This window comes from Thermodesulforhabdus norvegica (assembly GCF_900114975.1).
Lineage (GTDB): Bacteria > Desulfobacterota > Syntrophobacteria > Syntrophobacterales > Thermodesulforhabdaceae > Thermodesulforhabdus > Thermodesulforhabdus norvegica.
Window position 1 is genome coordinate 96,990 of sequence record NZ_FOUU01000005.1, and the last position, 20,546, is coordinate 117,535.

Genomic DNA, 20,546 nt, shown 5'->3' on the forward strand with positions numbered 1-20,546 from the left:
GGGCCGCTGGGCCTTTCATATGACCTTATTCAGCGAATACTCGATTATACCCTCGGCACCTCGCTTGATTAGTTGAGGAATCAGGTCCCGAACGACCTTTTTCGAGACAACAACCTCAACGGATAACCAGTTGCTTTTGTAGAGGTGGGCAATGGTGGGAGCATTCAAACTGGGCAATATTTCCATCACGTCACCAAGTCGCTCTTCCGGGACGTTCATCTTCAGGCCCACCATGTCTTCCGCTCTTAATGCTCCCTGAAGGAGTAACGAAATCTGCTCTATCTTCTCCCTCTTCCAGGGATCCTGCCAGGAATCCCTGTTGGCTATCAGCTGGGGATTTGACTGCATGAGTTCCTTTACGATCCTGAGCCCGTTGGCTCTCATGGTGGAGCCCGTCTCCGTCACCTCCACAATCGCATCACAGAGTCCGGCGATCACCTTGGCTTCCGTAGCTCCCCAGGAGAACTCCACCTTAACGTTGATTCCTGCTTCCGCGAAATACCGGCGGGTGAAGCCCACGAGCTCTGTCGCAATCTTTTTTCCTTCCAGATCCTTTATGTCCCTGATTGGTGAATCAAAGGGAACGGCCAGCACCCATCGAGTTGGTCGGTTTGACACCTTGGAATAAACCAGGTCGGCAACAACCACCACGTCGGATTCGTTCTCAAGGATCCAGTCCTTGCCCGTAATGCCGGCATCGAAGGTGCCGTTTTCAACGTATCGAGACATCTCCTGAGCCCGGCAAATGGCACAGCTTATCTCCGGATCGTTGATTTCAGGGAAGTAGCTCCGCTCAGAAATAGAAATATTCCAGCCCGATCGGCGGAAAAGATTTACCGTCGATTCCTGTAAACTCCCTTTAGGAATTCCCAAAACCAGTTGCTTCACTTTCCATATACCTCCTCTGGGTTAAAGACTCGAGGCTCCACAACGGCCCATCCGTCTCCATCAATTCTTCTGTAAAAACAACTCCCGTAACCTTCGTGGCAGGCACCACCGCCGTGTTGACGAACCTTGATGAGTATGGTGTCCATATCACAATCTATCAGTATTTCAAGAACTTCCTGAAAGTGTCCGGAGGTTTCGCCCTTTTGCCAGATTTTCCCGCGGCTTCGGCTCCAGTAGTGAGCCTTCCCCGTTTCAACGGTCTTCCTCCACGCCTCCTCGTTCATGTAAGCAAGCATTAACACCTTCAGACTTTCCGCATCCTGGACCACAACGGGAAGGATACCTCCTCCCTTAGCAAAATCCGGCTTTTCCATATTCGGATTCCTCCGCATTTTCCAGACTTCCCACCAGTTGTCCGCAGGCGGCACCGATGTCGAGACCTCGACTTTCACGGGTTGTTGCCGTTATATAGCGATCCAGAAGTATGTTCTGGAATCGCTCGATCTTGCGGTCGTCAGGTCTTTTAAAAGGCGACCCGGGAAAGGGATTATAAGGTATCAGATTGACCTTGCACCTCAAGTCCTTTAGCATTTCCGACAGAGCCAGGGCATCCGACTCGGAGTCGTTTATCCCATCCAGCAGAATGTACTCGAAGGTTATTCGCTTCCTGGGCGGAAGAGGGTATCTTTTGCAGGCCCTCAGGAGCTGTTCCAGTGGGTAGGTACGGTTTATGGGCATAATGCGGGACCTGACATCATCACTCGTGGCATGAAGACTTACGGCCAGATTCACGGGATAACTTTTCCCCAGGCGCTCCATTGCGGGGATTATCCCCACAGTGGAGACGGTTATCCTTCTGTGAGACAGGGAAAATCCCTGCGGATCGAGAAGGATTTCAAGGGAGCGAAACAGTTCCCTTTCGTTCAACAGCGGTTCTCCCATTCCCATAAAAACCACATTGGTAATGCGCCTTTTGGAGCCGATGCGTCTCTGTACGAGAGAAATCTGTTCTACTATCTCTCCTGCCGTAAGGTTTCTTTTGAAGCCGATCTTGCCGGTGTAACAGAAGGCACACCCCAGAGGGCATCCAACCTGAGTCGATACACAAACGGTATAACGAGGTGGATCGGGAATCATTACGGTTTCAATGCCCAGGCCCGTTGTTTCCGAATCGGCCAGGGCGAAGACGAATCTTTCGGTGCCGTCCCGAGAAACCATGTGCTTTTTCAGTTCAAGTGCTGTAAGTGTCGATAAGTTCTGCAATCTGCGCCGGAGATCAAGGCTGAGATCGGTACAGGTGTCCCAGGAATCTACGTGTCGTTTGTGAAGGTGCCTGAAAATCTGTCGAGCCCGGAATTTTTTCTCCCCGAGGCTTTCAATCCAGCCTTCAAGCTCTCCAGGCGTAAAATTGCGCAGGTGAAGCTTTTCGGCCTTCATGCTTCTCTTTTCCGGACCAGGAATTTTTTGTTTTTTCTATCCTGCAGGAACACAGCATCAAAAGGTCGCATGGGGGCTCCCTCATACCACTCATAGCCCTGTTGCTCGCATCTGGTACAGGCTTTTCTCGGCACATGCACTGCGTAGATTCTTCTACCCCGGTCGGTCCAGGACTCTATGGCCCAGGTACCGGGGCATTCGGAACATACTACTATCTTTTCCCGCTGGTTCTCCAGTATGTTATCGGTATCGTAAAAGATGGTTCTCTCTCTTTCCTGGATGCCTCCTTTGTTTATCAACTGTTCCCGCAATTCCGGGGCTCTTCGCCATGATTCAAGAACCCTGTCACAGCACTTTTTTATGTACTCTGCCGTATCCTTTGATTGACGGAGCTTTTCGAAATCATAATCGGGTTCCTTTATTCCCGAGCAATCTATCCCGGCGAGGGCCAGGATTATACCGAGGTTCACGTAAGGAAGTGCACCCTCAATGGAATAGCCTCCTTCGAGCACCGCGATGTGGGGTGAGAGCCTGGATGTTAACTGAGCATAACCCTGGGCAGAGAATCTCATGTCCGTTATGGGATCCGTGTAATGATTGTCCTGCCCGGCCGAATTTATGATCAGCTCGGGTCTGAACTCGTCCAGGATCGGAAGGATCACGTTGTCCAGGGCGTAAAGGAATCCTTCTTCCGAGGTCTTGGGCGGCAGAGGTATGTTAACGGTGGTCCCAAGGGCGGTAGGGCCGCCCATTTCGTAGATGAAACCCGATCCCGGGTATAGCGTTCGCCCGTCCTGATGAAGAGATATAAAAAGCGTATCGGGGTCGTGCCAGTAAATGTCCTGGGTGCCGTCACCATGGTGGCAATCGGTATCGACTATTGCAATCCTGTCCACCCCATAAGCATCTCGTAAGAATTCAATCATTATTGCTTCAATGTTTATGTTGCAGAATCCTCGAGCTCCGTGCACAACTCTCATGGCATGATGACCCGGCGGCCTCACCAGTGCAAAACCTCTCTGAATTTTGCCCTCCATCACGGCCATGCCGATGGTCTTTGCTCCGCCAGCGCTTATGAGGTGAGATTCGGTTATAACACTCCATTCATCGGGCACGCAGAAATGAACGCGCCTTATGTCGTCGCGATTTATTATATCCGGTTTCAGTTCCACGATTCCTTCTATGTCCAGAACGCCTTCTTCAAAGACCTGATCCTGAGTGTAAAGCAGTCGTTCTTCCCGTTCCGGATGTGTGGGAGATATGGCCCAGTCGAAGGCCGGAAAAAACACGAGACCTGTTTTGTGAACGGCTTTGATCATATACCCACCCCGTATATGCGATGTGTACTGGATATCTTTTCCGTAATCATCCGGTAGTACTCCATAAGTCCTGGTTTTACCTGAACCTTTACGCGAATGTTCCTACCGGTGGTGTAAAATCCACGGACCATATTAAACTGCTGTTCTTCTACGACTTCCATCTCCAGATCACCCTCCCGTGCTCCTTCACTGAGGGCCTTTGTTTTCAGAACCGAAAAGGCCAGCTTTCTGGCATCGTCGAGGCTGAACCTGCTGTCCACGGGTTTGTAAAAACCTTCTTCCGGGGCGGAAGCCACACCTCGTTCGGTATCAACAAAAAGGGTTACCTCACAGGTGGTTCGGGCAAGGGCAGCTCCCAGAGCATTTGCAACATCGCAGACGGGAACAACCCTGACCGGAAGCCCGGACCTTGACGAAATACCATCGGCGACAAAGGGAGCAGGACCTCCCAGTGCCAAAATTTCCCTGGGGCGAATCCTGTAATCTTCAAAATACTCATGAACCGTATAGAAAGGTCTGCTGTTTATGTCTTCGATCATTTCGTTTACGGCCAGAACGATGGCCCTGCAAAAAGCATCGTATATCGAGGCCGCGGCCTCCGAAGGAGATATGTTCAGTTTATCGGCCACACTCTTCACGGCTTCTTCGGCCCTGAGTTTGTTTCCCTGTTGCATGAGCCCCATAAACACGAGAGCATCGGTGGGCGTGGGAACGGGTCCCCCAAAGGCCATGGCAGGACCCTTACGCTCGGGACCGATTATTATTCTACCCCCCACAACGTTTACCTGACTGTCCCCACCGACCGGTATTGATCGGGTTCTCAGAGCCCTTATCAGGGTTTTGTATCCGCCCAGCTCAATTCCAAGGGGTTCCAGCAGGGGAACACCCTTGACGAGCACGGCAATGTCCGTGGTGGTTCCGCCGATGTCCAGAACTACACTTTCGGTTTCAGCGTTGGCATAGGGAACGGCACCCATAACACTCGATGCAGGACCCGACAGGATTGTCTGTCCCGGGAATTTAAGAGATGCTTTTAAAGACATCGTACCCCCGTCGGCTTTCAGGATGTAGATCGGGGTTTTCAGCCCTTTGGCCTTAAGTGACTCCACGACGGCGCGAAAAAAGTCACGGTGTATGGCGTGGACCGCGGCGTTGATATAGACTGTCGCGATCCGCCTTGGAAAGTTGAGGTTCCCCGATACACGATGTCCAGCCAGGATGTAGTCTATACAGCTTGTGGAAGAATTCTTGACTATCTTTACGATTTGATTCTCATGAGAAGGATTCCGGATGGAAAACTTACCGACTACACCAACGGCCTTTAAGCCTTCCGATCGTATCTTTGCCGCCACGGCTTCTACTTCTGAAGGGTCTATGGGCTGAATTTCACGACCTCTGTGGTCAATTGATCCGCTTACTCTGTAGTAGTAGTTACCGATTCTGAAAAAATCGGGATTTATACCCGGGCCCGAAGACACTACCAACGCCACGGGGTTTATCTTGTTTTCGGCTATGGCGTTCGTGGTTAATGTGGTGCTGAGCACAATCCTTCGGATTTTCTCCGGTGGTATCCCCCTGGAGACCTCTTCCAGCCCGTTAAGAACACTTGCAAAAAGGTTATCCCTGTCGGTTGGAACTTTTACGGTATTGTTGAGCCCTTCTTCGCCTACGAGAACTACATCTGTGTGCGTTCCGCCGACATCTAGACCGATTATCATTTGACATCCTCGTTTAAGGAGTGTGTTTGCACTTTTCAAATGTAACCGCCGTCTCACGAGAACCTGATGCTAATGTAAAGGCCGAGCAGTGTCAATGAAACGGAATGCTATCAGGAAGGTGAGGGGATTTAACCTGCCAGGATCTGTTTTCCTTTCTGAGGTCTTAAGAAAGGAAAAGGTTAACTCTGATCCGGCCGATGGCCGGATTTGTCGGGCGGCGGTGAGTTTGGAAACTTTTGAAGTAATTTCGGGAGAGCCCTCCACGCCGGGTTTTTGAAAGATCGGCCGGTGGTACGGGAGGAAAGATAAAACCCCTTGACGAATAACGTCTGCTTATTCTATAAGCGTGAACCGGGAAAAATGATATTAATCCCTTATTGGAAGGTTGTCACGATGGCGTCTGGTGCGATCAGCCGTCGATATTATTATTATCCCTGCTACCATATTGGAGAGGCGGGCAGGGGTATGCGCTGATCGTGTTACCGCCATAAGGAGAAAAAAAGCCGCAGGCACCCCGGAGCCTGCGGCTTTTTTATTTTGACGCACACTAACGATTTAGCAGAGTAGAGGAGGTTGCCATGATTATTGTCATGAAACCCGATCACACACCTGAAGATTTGCAAAAAGTGGTACGAAGGCTTGAAGATCACGGGCTTAAGGCGCATATTTCCCGGGGTGAGCACAGAACCATTGTCGGTGCCATAGGCGATGAGCGGGTCCTGAGAGAGGTCCCCTTTGAGTCGATGTCCGGTGTGGAGTCGGTAATGCCGATTCTCAAGCCCTATAAGCTGGTGAGTCGTGAATTTAAGCAGGAAGATACCGTTGTGACCGTGAACGGCTACTCCATAGGCGGTAAAAAGATCCAAATTATTGCAGGCCCCTGCGCCGTTGAGAGCCGTGAAATGCTCGAAGAGGTTGCCAGGGCTTTGAGGCCTCTGGGGGTGAATTTTCTGAGAGGAGGTGCATTCAAACCCCGAACTTCTCCTTACAGTTTTCAGGGCCTGGGCAAGACTGCTCTGGAGTATCTTGCAAGGGTGAGAGAAGAAACGGGTATGCTGATAGTAACCGAGCTTATGGATCCTCGGGATGCGGTACTGGTTGCAAAATATGCCGACATTATACAGATAGGGACGAGAAATATGCAGAACTTCAGGCTTCTCACAGAAGTTGGAAACATTGAAAAGCCCGTACTTCTTAAACGGGGCATGAGTGCGACCATTAAGGAATGGCTAATGTCCGCCGAATATATAGTAAGCCAGGGAAACGAAAGGGTGATCCTCTGCGAGCGGGGAATTCGCACTTTTGAGACGGAAACCCGGAATACCCTGGATTTGAGTGCCGTGCCTCTTCTCAAAAAGCTTACCCATCTTCCCGTCATCGTTGATCCCAGCCACGGAGTTGGAAGGGCCGATCTTGTGGCACCTATGGCAAGAGCCGCCATAGCGGCCGGTGCCGATGGCCTTATGATCGAGGTACATCCCAGGCCAGAAGAGGCTCTGAGCGATGGGCCTCAATCCCTTACGCCCGAGCAGTTTGCCTCTATGATGGATGAACTCAAATGGATAGCCCAGGCAGTTGGACGTGAACTCTAGCACTCCGAGGTAACTCTCATGACGGGTTATAATGGAAATTGGGCACCGGGCTCCTGTGTGGGAATTATAGGTGGCCTCGGCGAAATGGGGCAGTTCTTTGCACGTCTGTTCTCAAAGCGCGGCTACAGAGTTCTCGTTTCCGATGTTGTGCTGAAGAAGAACCACGTAGGAACACCTGTTTCGTCAGAAGAAATCTTTCAGCAAAGTGATATAGTTCTGTTCTCCGTGCCCCTGCACAGGACCGTTGAAATTATAGAATCCTACGCACCCAGGTTTGGCAAAGACCAGCTCGTTATGGACGTAAGCAGTCTCAAGGTACAGCCGATAAAAGCGATGCTCAAGGGGGTGGCTTCCGTTGTGGGGCTCCATCCCATGTTCGGGGGAAGCGTCAGGAATGCCTGCGGTCAGACTCTTGTGGCATGCCCAGTAAGGGTTGACAGAGAAGGCTGGCTCGTCGTAAAGGAACAATTTCTCCGCGAAGGACTCAAAGTGGTCGAATGTTCTCCCGAACATCACGACAGAATGATGGCGGTAATTCAGGTGCTTTTTCATCTCTGTACCATGCTCAAGGGCCGGGTAATCCGTGAGATGGGGATTGACATAGAAGAAACGCTCAGGTTTACGAGCCCGGTGTATCGGCTTGAAATAAGTATTCTCGGTAGAATGTTTGCACAAAACCCCTGGCTTTATGCGGCCATTTCACAGCTCAACCCTCACACAGGCGAAATTATCGACCACCTATTAGAAGGGCTGTCCCTGTTCAGGGAATACTACAGAAAGGGCGCCCTGGAAAAGTTTGTGGAAGAATTCCGCGATACCGCGACCCATTTAGGGGATTTCTGCAACAGGGCTTTTGAGGAAAGTTCGCAACTTGTGGAAATCTCCACGCGACTTTACGACGACCCTATTTGCGGAGCTCGTGACACCGAAAGAGCCTTACCGGAATAACTAACTTTTGGTTATGTCGCCCCATTATACGGGAGCCTGCGGGAATGAAATACCCGCAGGCTCCCGATGCTTTAAGCCTGAGGTTGTCACATTTGTTGGCAATGGTTAATATAATCAACGAGATCAATAGTAGTTACTGGAGGTGCAAAGAAGTGAAGATAAAATATTGCACAAAGTATGAAAAATATGTGAGCAGGTATCACTGTGAATTGTTTAACGAGGGGAAGAAATGTCCTTACTATTCTGAAAAAACGTGGTCCAGTATTAAGGAATTGTTAAAGGACAGGCAACGGCCGAAGTGGGTTGTAGATGAAGTAATAAAACCTTTTCATTGCCATTTGCTCGACCGTGAGTATTATAACGATCCCGGCCGACGAAGAAGATCCCGGATATCCCCGAGATCTGCCGCACAGGCAAACCTTTAAGTTCCACGCGTGATAAAGTAAAAGGTTTTGTTTGATTGCCTCCCCGGATGTGTGTAATCTCCATGACCTGGGCTGTGTTTTCAGGGTTGTTATCTTGATTTGAGATCCGGGAGAATCCTATGATTCGTAAGCTGCTCGTTGCAAATCGGGGAGAAATTGCAATCAGAATAATGAGGTCGGCTCAGGAGCTGGGAATAAAAACCGTGGCCGTGTATGAGGAAACAGACCGCTTTGCTCTGCACATAATGAAAGCCGATGAAGCCCTTTGCATCGGCCCGGGGCCCAGAAAAGACTATTTAAACATAGACAACATTATTCAGGCGGCTTTAAGGGTTGGAGCCGACGCTATTCATCCGGGATACGGTTTTCTTTCGGAAAACCCGGAATTTCCTCAAAAATGCCGCGAGGCGGGCCTCATCTTTGTGGGGCCGCCGTCTGAGGTTATCTGGAATATGGGAAGTAAGGTCATAGCCCGGGAGATAATGAAAAGCGTCGGCATACCTCTTATTCCTGGAACCGATAAGCTTCCCCCCGGCAGGGAAGGCGAGGAAGTTGCGATCGACTTTGCGCGAAAATACGGTTTTCCCATTATGGTCAAAGCCGTTTCGGGCGGGGGAGGTAGGGGTATCAGGGTCGTGCGTAATGAGGGGGAACTGCTCCAGGGCCTGAAGCTTTCAAGGTCGGAAGCCCGGCTCTCCTTTGGCAACGAAGACATATACCTCGAAAAAGGAATTGATCGGCCCCGACACGTCGAGGTGCAGATCCTTGCCGATAATTACGGCAACGTTATCCACATGGGCACCCGTAATTGTTCCATTCAAAGACGTCATCAAAAGCTCATAGAAATTGCCCCTTCTTTTTTGCCGCCTCTCGTGGAAGAAAGAGTATGTGATGCTGCCGTGAAGGCTGCAAAGGCCGCAGGATATGTTAATGCCGGAACGGTGGAGTTCCTTGTGGATCAGGACAATAATTTCTATTTCCTGGAGGTAAATACGAGGATTCAGGTCGAACACACGGTAACGGAGATGGTTACCGGTATTGATATAGTCCGCGAGCAGCTGAGAATAGCTTCCGGTGAGCCTCTGTCTATAAGTCAGGATGACGTGTCAATAAGAGGTTGTGCCATAGAGTTGAGGATAAACGCCGAAGATCCAAAGCAGGGGTTTTTACCCTGTCCCGGGCTTATAGAAGTGTATCAATCGCCGGGTGGACATGGAGTAAGGCTTGACGGGGCGGTCTATCAGGGATACGAAATACCCAGATTTTATGACTCTCTCATAGTGAAACTTACCGTCTACGGATTCAACTGGGAAGAAGCGGTAGATCGACTGAGACGAGCTCTTGATGGGTTCAGCATAGTGGGCGTGAAGACGACCATTCCCTTTTATCGGGCAATAGTGGATGAGTCCGATTTCAGGGCCAGAAGATTTGATACGACCTATATCGAAACCCATCCACAGCTTCTGGACTATCGAGAGGAAGAGGATGAAATAGATAAACTGGCAAGACTCGTTGCGGAAATAAATGCCCACGGCTTTAACCCTTACACCGAATCACCTTAAGAATAACCGAAAAGGTGGGGAACCCGATGAGCACGATTAACGAACTTAAAAGGCTCAGAGAACTAACGGCAGAAGAAGTTGTCGATTTCGTGAGAAATTTTGACGGATATCTGCTCACCAACAATGAAAGAGATGTCTCTCAGTCGGATTTTAAGGGCAGAATTCTTCCCTGGACGACCCTTAAAGCCGCTCCATACCGTGATGCGGTGGGATATTTTGCTTTTGAAATCTCGGGTGGGGCCACCGTTCATGTGGATCTCATGCGAAAACAGGTGAATCCCTTTGAGAAACTGAGGCTGGTGCGGAAGGCAATGCCCCGTACTCTGATCCAGACGGTGTGTAGAGGTCACAACCTTTTCGGGTACCGCCCTTACCCGGAAAATGTGATCAGACTGACCGTAAGAGAGTTTGCCCGGTATGTTGATGTCTGGAGGGTTTACGACTTTCTGAATCACATTCCAAACCTAAAAGTGGTAGGTGAGGAAGTAATTCGTGCCGGTCGAATCCTCATTCCCTCCCTTTGTTTCGGCACAGGACCCGAACACACTGATGACTTTTATCTGGAAAAGGTTCAGGAAATCGTCGATATGTTCGGAAAGAACATTATCCTGGGCATTAAAAACCACTCTGCCCTTGGTTCTCCAGAACGCATTGCCGCGCTCGTTACGGCCATAAGAACCTCCTTTCCCGACATTCCCATCGCCTACCATGCTCATAACACGGACGGTAACGACCTTGCCCGTATGGTGGCGGCCATAAGGGCGGGAGTGAAAATTGTCGAAGTGTCGGATCATGGGTTCGGAGCCTGGTACAGTCAGGCACCGGCATTGTCGCTTATACAAATCCTTGAAGATTACGGTTATGATCCCAGGGGATTAAACATTGATGCCATAATAAGAACTTCCGAGGTAATCAGGCATGAAAGGCGTTACTATGCCCGTTTTGAAAGCCCCTTTCGGGGAGTGGATCCCCTGGTTCGAGCACACAAGCTTACAGGTGGGGCCGTAAGCATGGCCTACGAGCAGGCCGAACAGCTTGGGTTGCTTCCCAGAATAAATGAAATCTTCGATGAACTGGCACAGGTGATCAGGGAACTCGGAAACATCTGGCCCGTTTCGCCCGGAAGTCAGATACTCTGGTCCACGGCAGTAAGCAATGTCCTTTACGGTCGCTACGAACAACCTTCTGATGATCTAAAGCGGCTTCTCCTGGGCGGTTACGGTCCTTTCCCGTTTTATGATCCCCCTGAATGGATCTATCAAAAGGTGCTGGAGTTCAGGCGGGCCGACGGTAAAAGGTGGTACGATGTCTTAAGAACCGAAGGCGGAATCAGGAAACGGCAGGAAGATATTGAGGCTCGGAAGGCGGAGTTGGAAAGGGAACTGAACCGTCCTGTGACTGAGGAAGAACTGGTCCTCTATCTACTTTTCCCGAGGGATACCGTGAACTTTTTGAAGTTTGTGGATCAATACGGAAAGGTCTGGCTCCTTCCTCCTGATGTCTGGTTTCACAGAGGAAGGTTTCCCGATGGAGCCCGAATATCCTTTACCGACGATGCCGGGAAGATGCACTGCATAGACATAGTCTCCACCCAGGTTTTTGAAAGCTCTGTTAAAACTTCGTGCCTCGTTGACTATCACTTCAAGACCTATACGGTACCGGTGGACAGGAGGGTTACAGGGAGACAATGAAAGATTTCGATAGCTGGGTTGATCTCTTTCTCGGTCATCTCAGGGTTGAACGAGGGTTGAGTGAACATACGCTTAATGCCTATGGCCGGGATCTTCGCGATTTTCTCTTATTTCTTGGGGAGTCTGTTGCGGAATCTCCAGGACCCGGGGATGTCGATGGAGAAACGATCAGGTCTTACCTGAACTACCTGGCGGGAACCTGCTCGCCCAGAACGCAGGCAAGAAAGCTTTCAGCCCTCAGGACCTTTTTTGGTTTTCTCGTGCGTGAAGGTGTGGTGAAGGTCAATCCTGCTAAAAAAGTGAGTTTTCCAAAGGGAAGGCGGGAACTTCCCAATTTTCTGTCTCTTGACGAAGTAGCCCGGCTTCTGGCAGCCCCTGATAATGAAACCCCTATAGGCCTTAGAGATCGCGCCATACTGGAGCTGCTTTACGCCACGGGGATAAGGGTTAGCGAACTCACAGGTCTTACTCTCGAAAGGGTTAAGATTGATCCGGGTTTCCTGATCGTTTTCGGTAAAGGCTCAAAGGAAAGGGTGGTACCCCTGGGGGAATATGCCATTGAAGCCCTGAACGAGTACCTTTCCCGGGGACGCCCGGTTTTGATAAAGGGCCGCAATACTTCGCCAGTTCTCTTCGTTAACAAAAACGGCAGGGCTCTGACCCGCCTTGGCGTGTGGAAGCTGATTAAAAAGTATGCCAGAATGGCCGGTATTAATCGGGACGTTACGCCTCACGTTCTGCGCCACACCTTTGCCACTCATCTCCTGGAACACGGCGTCGATCTCAGATCACTACAGGCAATGCTGGGACATGCCACCATTTCTTCCACCCAGGTTTATACTCACATTGTGACAAAGCACCTTAAGGAAGTCCACTCACGATACCATCCCAGATCGAAAAGCTGAGCCATGGATGTAATAACGACACATCTCAATGCCGATTTCGACGCTCTTGCCTCCATGATAGCGGCAAAGAAACTTTATCCCGATGCCGATGTGGTTTTTGCCGGAGCTCAGGAAAAACTGGTTCGAGAATTCCTTGCGGGTTCTTTCATAAAAAAGATACCCGTAGAATTCAAACGTTTCAGGGACCTGGACCTCAGTCGTGTGAAGCGACTGATTCTGGTGGATACGAGGCAGAGATCGAGAATAGGCAGGTTCGAAGAGGTCATAGGCCGGAGTGGCCTGGAGATTCACATTTACGATCACCACCCCGACGCAGAAGATGATGTAAGTGGGGCCGTGAGTATAATAAAACCTGTTGGGGCAACAACCACAATTCTGACCCAGCTGATACGTGAGCAGGGAATTATGCTGACGCCTGAAGAGGCTACCGTTCTCGCACTGGGTATATACGAGGATACCGGCTCCTTTACCTTTTCATCGACAACCCCCGATGACCTCAAAGCGGCGGCATATCTTCTTACCTGCGGTGCCGATCTTAATGTGGTGGCCGATATCGTCACAAGGGATCTCACGCGAGAACAGGTCTCTTTGCTGAATGAACTCATAAATGCTGCCCGAATTTATACAATTCACGGAATAGATATATGCATATCTTCAATTTCGGTGAATAAATACGTCGGTGATTTTGCCCTCATCGTTCATAAATTCAGAGACATGGAAAACCTTAATGTGGTCTTTGCTCTGGCCCGAATGGAGGACAGAGTTTACATGGTTGCACGAAGCCGAATCCCGGAGGTAAACGTCGGCGAGATTGCTTCTTATTTCGGCGGAGGAGGGCATGCCACGGCGGCTTCTGCAACCATCAGGGGGAAGACACTGATAGAAGTAGAAAACAAGCTGTGGGAAGTCCTTCAGAGCCGGATCCGGCCGACTCCGGTAGCAAGAGACCTGATGAGTCAGCCGCCCATATGTGTCAACGAACTTATGCCGTTGAAGTCTGTGGAAGAGGTAATGATAAGATTCAATATAAATGCCGTTCCCGTGGTTCGTAAGGATTCATCGGAGCCCGTGGGAGTATTATCACGCCAGACCGTGGAAAAGGCTTTATACCACGGCTTTGACGACGCACCGGCCCGGGATTACATGAACAGGGATTTTAAGGTTGTAGGACCGGATGCCACCATCCTTGAGATTCAGGAGCCGCTGGTGGAGTTTCAGCAGAGGATACTACCCGTTGTGGAAGATGGCAGGATTATCGGTGTAATAACTCGCAGAGATCTGCTTAAATACCTGGTGGAAGAACGATCGACTCATCCGAGAGAATTGAACGGCGAACTGCTGTTTCAGAAAAAAAGAGAAAAAAATATAGAAAGCCTTTTAAGAGAACAGTTGCCGGAATACGTGATAGATATTCTGAAAAGGATGGGCAGGCTCGGTCACAGGCTTGGCTATGGAGTCTATGCTGTTGGTGGGTTCGTAAGGGACATACTCCTCAGAAGGCCAAATCTCGATATAGATATTGTTGTTGAGGGTGACGGTATAGTATTTGCCCGTGCTTTTGCGCAGGAAGAGGGTATCCGGGTGAGAACCCACAAAAAATTCAACACGGCGGTGCTAATTTTTCCGGACGGTATGAAAATAGACGTTGCCACGGCGAGGCTGGAATACTACAGATATCCCGCAGCTCTACCGGTCGTTGAATTCGGTTCTCTAAAGATGGATCTTTACAGAAGAGACTTTACCATAAACACACTGGCTGTTGACCTTCGGCCCGAAAGGTTCGGGCGGCTGATAGATTTTTTCGGCGGCCAGAAAGACTTAAAAGAAAAGACGATAAGAGTACTTCACAGTCTCAGTTTTGTGGAGGACCCTACAAGGATCTTAAGGGCCATTCGCTTTGAACAGCGCTTTGGTTTTCAGATAGGACGCCAGACCGAAAGGCTTATGCAAAATGCCGTTAAAATAGGGCTTATAGAAAAAATCGGAGGCCACAGGCTGTTCCACGAGCTACAGCTTATTCTGATGGAAAACGATCCCGTGCCTGCCCTGAGGAGAATGGACGAATTTCAGCTCCTGGGCGTCCTGGATCCTCTGTTGAAATGGACGGAAAAAAAAGAAAAACTCTTCCGTTCTCTGAAAGACGTTCTCTCCTGGTACGAGTTGAGTTTCCTCGACGAGCCGGTGGAAAAGTGGTGGATCTATTTCTGCGCTCTGTTAGACGGCCTCAACGCTTCGCAACTCGAGGGTGTTTGTAAAAAGCTGGATCTACCCGAAGGCCATAAAACAAGGCTCTTCGGTGCGTTAAGAAATATTTACAGAGCTGCTCGAGAACTGGAGGCAAAGGAGAGTCCACCACCAAGCATAGCCTACAGGATCCTTAATGGCCTTTCCACAGAAGAGCTCCTTCTTCTTATGGCAAAGACAGAAATTCCGGAGGTCAGAAAATCCGTTAACTTTTACCTTACTCGCTACCGTTACGTAAGTCCTGAAATCAAAGGCCGTGATCTCAAGGAGGCTGGAGTCCCACCCGGGCCTATTTACAGGAAGATACTGGATGAATTGCTCTATGCCAAACTGGACGGACTGGTTTACACTAAACAGGATGAGTGGGAATATCTCAAAAGACACTACCCGGAAATTTTCAAGGATGAGTCTTAATGGAATGGATAATTCACAAGGTTACCAACGCCGGCATATACTTTCTGCCCCTTCTGATCGGCGTGATGGCACATGAGATCGCCCATGGGTGGGCTGCAGAAAGGCTGGGTGATCCGACGGCAAGGCTTGCAGGACGCATCAGCATAAACCCCCTTGTTCATATTGATCCTCTGGGCACCGTTGTTCTCCCGCTTATGCTCTACCTTCTTAATGCACCTTTTCTCTTTGGATGGGCAAAGCCCGTACCCGTCAGGATGGAACTGCTGCACGGTGGGCGGCGTGGCATGGCCCGTGTTGCCCTTTGCGGACCTCTGACCAACCTCATGCTTGCAGCCCTCAGCAGCCTTGTGTATCACGGTTTGATGTGGTCTTTTCGCTCGGCAATGCTGGGGCACGGATCAAGATGGTTTCTTGAGCCGCTTATTCTCATGGCGGGTACGTCCGTGGCAATAAATCTCGTTCTTATGATTGTAAACCTCGTGCCCATTCCGCCTCTTGACGGAGGACGCATTCTCGTGGGGTTACTCCCCGAAAATGCGGCCGTAGCCGTTGCCCGCCTGGAAAGATACGGTATGTTCATAATCCTGCTTTTAATCGTAACCGATGTGTGGTCCTTTCTACTGGGGCCTTTATTGCAGACGCTTATCAACATTTTTCTGGGGTAAGGAGGTAAAGGCTAAATGGAACAGGCCAGGAAAAGGGTTCTCAGCGGTATGCGTCCTACTGGGAAGTTACACCTGGGAAATCTTCACGGAGCATTGGATAACTGGCTATCGTTACAGGATGAATACGAGTGTTTTTTCTTTATCGCCGACTGGCACGCCCTTACGACCGATTACGCCAGCCCCGAAATGATTCGCCGGAACACCTGGGATGTGGTACTCGATTGGTTAAGTGCTGGGATAGACCCGGAAAAAAGCACTTTGTTCATACAGTCCGAAGTAAAGGAACACGCCGAGCTTCATGTGCTCCTGAGCATGATTACGCCGATTCCCTGGCTGGAAAGAAATCCCACTTACAAGGAACAGCAACAGCAGCTTTCTCATAAGGATCTTTCCACTTACGGTTTCCTGGGTTACCCGGTTCTCCAGACGGCGGATATCATCATATATCGGGCACATGGAGTCCCCGTCGGCAAGGATCAGTTGCCTCACATAGAACTTGCCAGAGAAATCGTCAGGCGTTTCCATTTCCTCTACAGGTGCAACATTTTCCCGGAGCCCCAGGCACTGCTCACGGAGTATCCCGTGATTCCCGGTACCGATGGTCGTAAGATGAGTAAAAGTTATAACAATTGCATATATCTTGCCGAAGACGCCGAGTCGGTCCGCAGAAAGGTCATGACGATGATAACCGACCCCCAGCGGAAACGCCGCACCGACCCCGGCGATCCCGAAGTATGTCCGGTTTTCGATCTGCACAGGATCTACTCAGGAGAAGACGAGCGATCTGAGATTATCCAGGGTTGCCGGACTGCATCCATAGGATGTGTTGACTGCAAGAAAATTCTTCTGAAGAATCTTGAAAGGAAACACGAGCCCATCAGGGAAAGACGCCGGAAGTTTGAAGGGAAAATGCCCGAAGTATACGAGATAATGGAGGAGGGAATAAAGAAGGCCAGGGAGGAAGCCTCACGGACGATGGAGCTGGTCAGAGATGCTATGGGAATGAATCCCTTTATGGAGGCAGAGGCTCATATCAGGGCAGGGGCCAGGTAGTCCATGACCCGTTCCGGCGTACGGTTGCAGAAGTTTATTGCACAGGCGGGGCTTACCTCCAGAAGGAAAGCGGAGGAATGGATCAGGGCAGGCAGAGTGCAGGTTAACGACAGGGTGGTTACCGAAATGGGCGTTGTTATAGATCCCTCCGTCGATGTGGTTAAAGTTGACGGGCATGTGGTTGAACCTTTGCCCACAAGAAGATATGTAGCCCTTTATAAGCCCCGTTTCTGTGTAACAACCCTTTACGACCCTCAGGGGCGCCCTACCGTTATGGACTTTGTGACTTCCATCAGAGAAAGGATATATCCGGTCGGAAGGCTGGATTTCGATGCGGAGGGTCTCCTTCTTCTCACCAACGACGGTGAACTTGCCCACAGGCTTATTCATCCCAGCTACGGCGTGAAAAAAGAGTACCTTGTTCTGGTTAAAGGCCATCCCGGTAAGTGGTTTTTTCAGAAGTGGCGTGATGGGGTTTATCTGGAAGAAGGCAAAACATCTCCCGCCGAAGTGTACCTCGTCAAAAGAGAACGCCTCGGAACCTGGGTCAGGGTCATAATGCATCAGGGCTGGTATCGTCAAATTAAGCGTATGGGGCAGGTCACGGGGTATCCGGTCCTCAGGATTAAGCGAATCGCCTATGGCCCTATTACCTTGGAAGGCCTTAAGCCCGGAAAATTCAGGGAATTGTCCCGACAGGAAGTTAGAGAACTCTACCGGCTGACCGGCCTTAATCGGGAAGGCTTGTAATGACTCCGGAGCGTTTCGGATCGGGCTATGAAGTTTACATAAGAGGGCGTAAAAGGAATCCCATAATCCGGGTTGCCCGCCTTGTCTTTGTCATTATCCTCGGCGGGATTTTCATCCTGGGTGGCCTGGTCTTTACGGGAACGGTTACTCTCGATCAACTTTACGCAATGACGCCGTGGGTTCCACACACCCTGCAGGCCGTTGAGATAGAAACCGGCGGCAGGGTTATTGAATGTGTGCCGGACAGGCCCTGCGAAGTCCGCCCGTCGGATCCCATCAGGGTTGTGAAGATACGTTCAAATGCCCCTTTTGGCTGGGGCTTCCGTTTACTTTCTCTCACCATGGATGCCGATAGACTGCGTACCAGGCCGGCGTCCTTTCAGGATATGTTTCCCCACATAAGCTTCGACCGACCTGTCAGTGAAGTCATTACGGTGAGGTGGTTCCGGTGGAACATAGGTACAATTCGGTTAACTGCGAGATGGACACCTACCGACTGGGTTCAGAAGGCACAGAAAGCAGAATCCGTTGACGACAAAATCTGGTTTTTGCTGAAGGCTATTGAAGGCGATCCGAACCATGTTTTTGCCCGACTGCAGCTCGCCGAGATTCTATTTTCAGAGGGCGATTATACGGGAGCTCTAAAGCATTACCGGACACTGGCGGAAAAGGGGCCTACGAGGCAGATTCTTGAGCGCATCGTCGACTGCAACAGAAGACTTAACAAACCTGAGGACGTGGTTAAAGGTTACGTGGTGCTGCTGAACAATTTTCCCGAAGCTCGATATTTTAATGCCCTGGTTTCGTACCTTAAATCGGGAATGACGCCGGATAAAGCGAAAATATATGCCCAGAAGGCATCGACGGAAATTCCCGCCCCCTTCAGACCCTCAATCTGGCTCTTCCTCACGGATTTGTGCTCAAAACTCAAAGACTGGGCCTGTGTTGCCAGATACTCAGAGATGGCCCGGCAGAATCTGGGTTCAAAGGACCCGAATCTCGTGTACAATCTGGGAATTGCCTACTGGAAACAGGGGGACTGCAAAAGGGCAATCTCCTACCTGGAGCAATATCTTCACCTCAACCCGGGAGACGATAAGGCTCTTGCGCTTGTTGCCGAATGTCGTGAAAGGGTAGGAGATTTTAATACTGCTCTGGAACTCTACGGCAGGCTTGCCCGAAAACACCCGAACGAGGCATCTATAACCCGATGGATCAATGTGGCGGAAAAGGCGGGAAATTCAGATGACCTCCTGGAAGCCTATACCATGCTTACCAGGATTAAGCCATCAGATTTCCTCGCCTGGTATAACCTCGGCGTCCTGGCATACAAAAATAAAAAAACCGATGACGCCATGTCTGCCTTCGAGAAAGCCCACTCACTGAAGCCGGACGACCCAAAACCCCTTGCCTACATTCGCAAGATCTACCGGGAGAAGAAAAACCTGAAAGGAGAAATGGGCGTGCTTGAAAAGTTGATCGCCCTGAATCCCGGAGATCTAAACCTTTATCAGGATTACTTTGAGTTAATTCAGAGAACCGGGACTATTGATAAAAATTCGGAAAAAATATTCCGTTCCTGCGTATCTTCACTTCCCGATAAACCCCAGTGTCACGAAATGCTGTTGTACGTCCTGTTGAAGGAAAACAGGAAAAAGGAGGCAGCATCCACCCTCGATGATTTAATAAAACTCAACCCCCGTAACCCTGAGCTTCTCTTGCAAAAGGCAAAACTGGAATACAGCATCGGGCGCTTCAAAGAGACACTCACGGCACTGCAAAAATACCTGGATCTTCGCCCCGACGATCGAGAAGCGAAAGAACTCTACATGCAGGTCCGAATTAAACTGCTCAAAAGCTCAGGCCAATAGTTGTCACCCCTGGACGGTTGATAGGTATTCCGTTTTTGCATCAATCCATAAGCCTTCAAGGTCGTAGATTTCCCGGATCGGTTCGTAAAAAATGTGGACTATGACGTCGTCGTAGTCCATGAGAACCCAGTGTCCCTCTCTCAGACCCTCGACACCAAGCGGCCTGATACCGTGCTTTTTCATCTCCTGTTCGATATGATCGGCAATGCCCTGAACCTGCCGGGTCGAACGTCCGCTGCATATTACGAAGTAATCGGCATAGGAGCACAATCCCTGGACATTAAGCAGCACAATCTGCTCCGCTTTATAATCACCGGCAAGCTCTGCGCATCTTTTTGCTTTTTCCTCGACGTTCATAAACTCCTTTTTATACCTCCTGATGTTTCGATACTTCGTTTACGTTATCTTCCAGATACAGCCCGTGTTTATAAATATATTCACGCACCTGCTCGGGAACGAGATACCGTATCGATTTTCCCTGCCTTATCAGGCTTCTTATGGCCGAGGCCGAGATGTCAATGTGAGTAACCGGAACCAGGTGGATGGAACCGTATTCGGAACACGAAAAAGAGCACTCTTCGGGAACCCAGCGGTAAAGCGACGATATGCGGGATCTCACGAAGTCTATTATTTCATCCTGAGAGTGACCGGGACGTGTCATAACGGCAAAACAGGTCGTTTTAAATAAGTCGCGGTAATTCCACCATGTTTCGATTTCCAGGAAAGCATCGGCCCCAATTATGAAGTAGAGCTCGGTCTGATGAGGCAGGATGTTCTTTTTCATGTGAGAAACGGTGCGAAGGCTGTAGGAAATTCCGCCTAATTGTCTTTCAATATCGGATACTTCAAAGCGGGGGTTGCCGGTAACTGCGAGACCAAGCATGTTAAGGCGGTGATTGTAGGTTGACACTGCCAGCCCGGGTTTGTGAGGTGGTCGATAAGCCGGCACGAAAATGACCTTGTCGAGACCGATAAAATCCGCCACCTCCTCGGCGACCCTCAGGTGACCCAGGTGCACGGGGTTGAAGGTTCCTCCGAGGATGCCGATACGACGCTTCACCTGA

Annotated in this window: 17 protein-coding genes; 10 read left to right on the plus strand and 7 right to left on the minus strand. The window is 50.1% G+C overall.

The annotated features are described in order from the left end of the window. Positions 1 to 15: 15 nt before the first annotated feature. Genes hisG through BM091_RS08645 form a run of 5 tightly spaced genes read right to left on the minus strand, consistent with a single transcriptional unit; the run spans position 16 to position 5,362 of the window. The gene (gene hisG, locus BM091_RS08625; protein ID WP_093395031.1) at positions 16 to 888 is read right to left on the minus strand and encodes an ATP phosphoribosyltransferase; all 873 of its coding nucleotides are present in this window, start codon (positions 886 to 888) and stop codon (positions 16 to 18) included. Then, entirely contained in the window at positions 885 to 1,262 is a 378-nt protein-coding gene (gene hisI / locus BM091_RS08630) for a phosphoribosyl-AMP cyclohydrolase (RefSeq protein WP_093395033.1), read from the minus strand. Before hisI ends, hisG begins: the two co-directional genes overlap by 4 nt. Next, a complete protein-coding gene (gene rlmN / locus BM091_RS08635) occupies positions 1,240 to 2,325 on the minus strand; it encodes a dual-specificity RNA methyltransferase RlmN (protein ID WP_093395034.1) in 1,086 nt (361 codons plus the stop codon). Before rlmN ends, hisI begins: the two co-directional genes overlap by 23 nt. Next, positions 2,322 to 3,644: a histone deacetylase family protein gene (locus tag BM091_RS08640; protein ID WP_093395036.1), complete on the minus strand. Its 1,323-nt coding sequence runs from the start codon at positions 3,642 to 3,644 to the stop codon at positions 2,322 to 2,324. Before BM091_RS08640 ends, rlmN begins: the two co-directional genes overlap by 4 nt. Next, the gene (locus BM091_RS08645; RefSeq protein WP_093395037.1) at positions 3,641 to 5,362 is read right to left on the minus strand and encodes a hydantoinase/oxoprolinase family protein; all 1,722 of its coding nucleotides are present in this window, start codon (positions 5,360 to 5,362) and stop codon (positions 3,641 to 3,643) included. Before BM091_RS08645 ends, BM091_RS08640 begins: the two co-directional genes overlap by 4 nt. A gap of 578 nt (positions 5,363 to 5,940) precedes the next feature. On the opposite strand from BM091_RS08645, the gene aroF reads away from it, so the two are divergent. The 10 genes from aroF to BM091_RS08705 all read left to right on the plus strand — a co-directional run bounded on the left by aroF (position 5,941) and on the right by BM091_RS08705 (position 19,482). Next, entirely contained in the window at positions 5,941 to 6,954 is a 1,014-nt protein-coding gene (gene aroF, locus BM091_RS08655; RefSeq protein WP_093395040.1) for a 3-deoxy-7-phosphoheptulonate synthase, read from the plus strand. A gap of 18 nt (positions 6,955 to 6,972) precedes the next feature. Beyond that, positions 6,973 to 7,902 (plus strand): prephenate dehydrogenase/arogenate dehydrogenase family protein, encoded by a 930-nt coding sequence (locus tag BM091_RS08660; RefSeq protein ID WP_093395041.1) that lies wholly within the window; start codon positions 6,973 to 6,975, stop codon positions 7,900 to 7,902. A 544-nt stretch (positions 7,903 to 8,446) separates the two neighbouring features. After that, positions 8,447 to 9,889, plus strand: a complete 1,443-nt coding sequence (locus BM091_RS08670; protein WP_093395044.1) for an acetyl-CoA carboxylase biotin carboxylase subunit — start codon at positions 8,447 to 8,449, stop codon at positions 9,887 to 9,889. 26 nt (positions 9,890 to 9,915) lie between these two features. Continuing rightward, positions 9,916 to 11,580: a pyruvate carboxylase gene (locus tag BM091_RS08675; protein ID WP_093395046.1), complete on the plus strand. Its 1,665-nt coding sequence runs from the start codon at positions 9,916 to 9,918 to the stop codon at positions 11,578 to 11,580. Beyond that, on the plus strand, positions 11,577 to 12,485 hold the full coding sequence (gene xerD / locus BM091_RS08680; protein WP_093395047.1) for a site-specific tyrosine recombinase XerD: 909 nt from the start codon (positions 11,577 to 11,579) through the stop codon (positions 12,483 to 12,485). Before BM091_RS08675 ends, xerD begins: the two co-directional genes overlap by 4 nt. A gap of 3 nt (positions 12,486 to 12,488) precedes the next feature. Then, positions 12,489 to 15,143 (plus strand): CBS domain-containing protein, encoded by a 2,655-nt coding sequence (locus BM091_RS08685; RefSeq protein WP_093395049.1) that lies wholly within the window; start codon positions 12,489 to 12,491, stop codon positions 15,141 to 15,143. Beyond that, a complete protein-coding gene (locus BM091_RS08690; RefSeq protein ID WP_093395050.1) occupies positions 15,143 to 15,808 on the plus strand; it encodes a site-2 protease family protein in 666 nt (221 codons plus the stop codon). Before BM091_RS08685 ends, BM091_RS08690 begins: the two co-directional genes overlap by 1 nt. 15 nt (positions 15,809 to 15,823) lie before the next feature. Then, positions 15,824 to 16,861, plus strand: a complete 1,038-nt coding sequence (trpS, locus tag BM091_RS08695; RefSeq protein ID WP_093395052.1) for a tryptophan--tRNA ligase — start codon at positions 15,824 to 15,826, stop codon at positions 16,859 to 16,861. A 3-nt stretch (positions 16,862 to 16,864) separates the two neighbouring features. After that, positions 16,865 to 17,611, plus strand: a complete 747-nt coding sequence (locus BM091_RS08700; RefSeq protein WP_093395053.1) for a pseudouridine synthase — start codon at positions 16,865 to 16,867, stop codon at positions 17,609 to 17,611. Beyond that, complete coding sequence (locus BM091_RS08705; RefSeq protein WP_093395055.1) at positions 17,611 to 19,482, plus strand: tetratricopeptide repeat protein; 1,872 nt, start codon at positions 17,611 to 17,613, stop codon at positions 19,480 to 19,482. The genes BM091_RS08700 and BM091_RS08705 overlap by 1 nt, the downstream gene beginning before the upstream one ends. A gap of 3 nt (positions 19,483 to 19,485) precedes the next feature. Here BM091_RS08705 and rsfS read toward each other — a convergent pair whose 3' ends face one another. Together rsfS and nadD are read right to left on the minus strand one after the other, a co-directional pair. After that, positions 19,486 to 19,839 (minus strand): ribosome silencing factor, encoded by a 354-nt coding sequence (gene rsfS, locus BM091_RS08710; RefSeq protein WP_093395056.1) that lies wholly within the window; start codon positions 19,837 to 19,839, stop codon positions 19,486 to 19,488. Positions 19,840 to 19,849: 10 nt separating this feature from the next. After that, positions 19,850 to 20,542, minus strand: a complete 693-nt coding sequence (gene nadD, locus BM091_RS08715; protein ID WP_093395058.1) for a nicotinate-nucleotide adenylyltransferase — start codon at positions 20,540 to 20,542, stop codon at positions 19,850 to 19,852. Positions 20,543 to 20,546 lie beyond the last annotated feature (4 nt).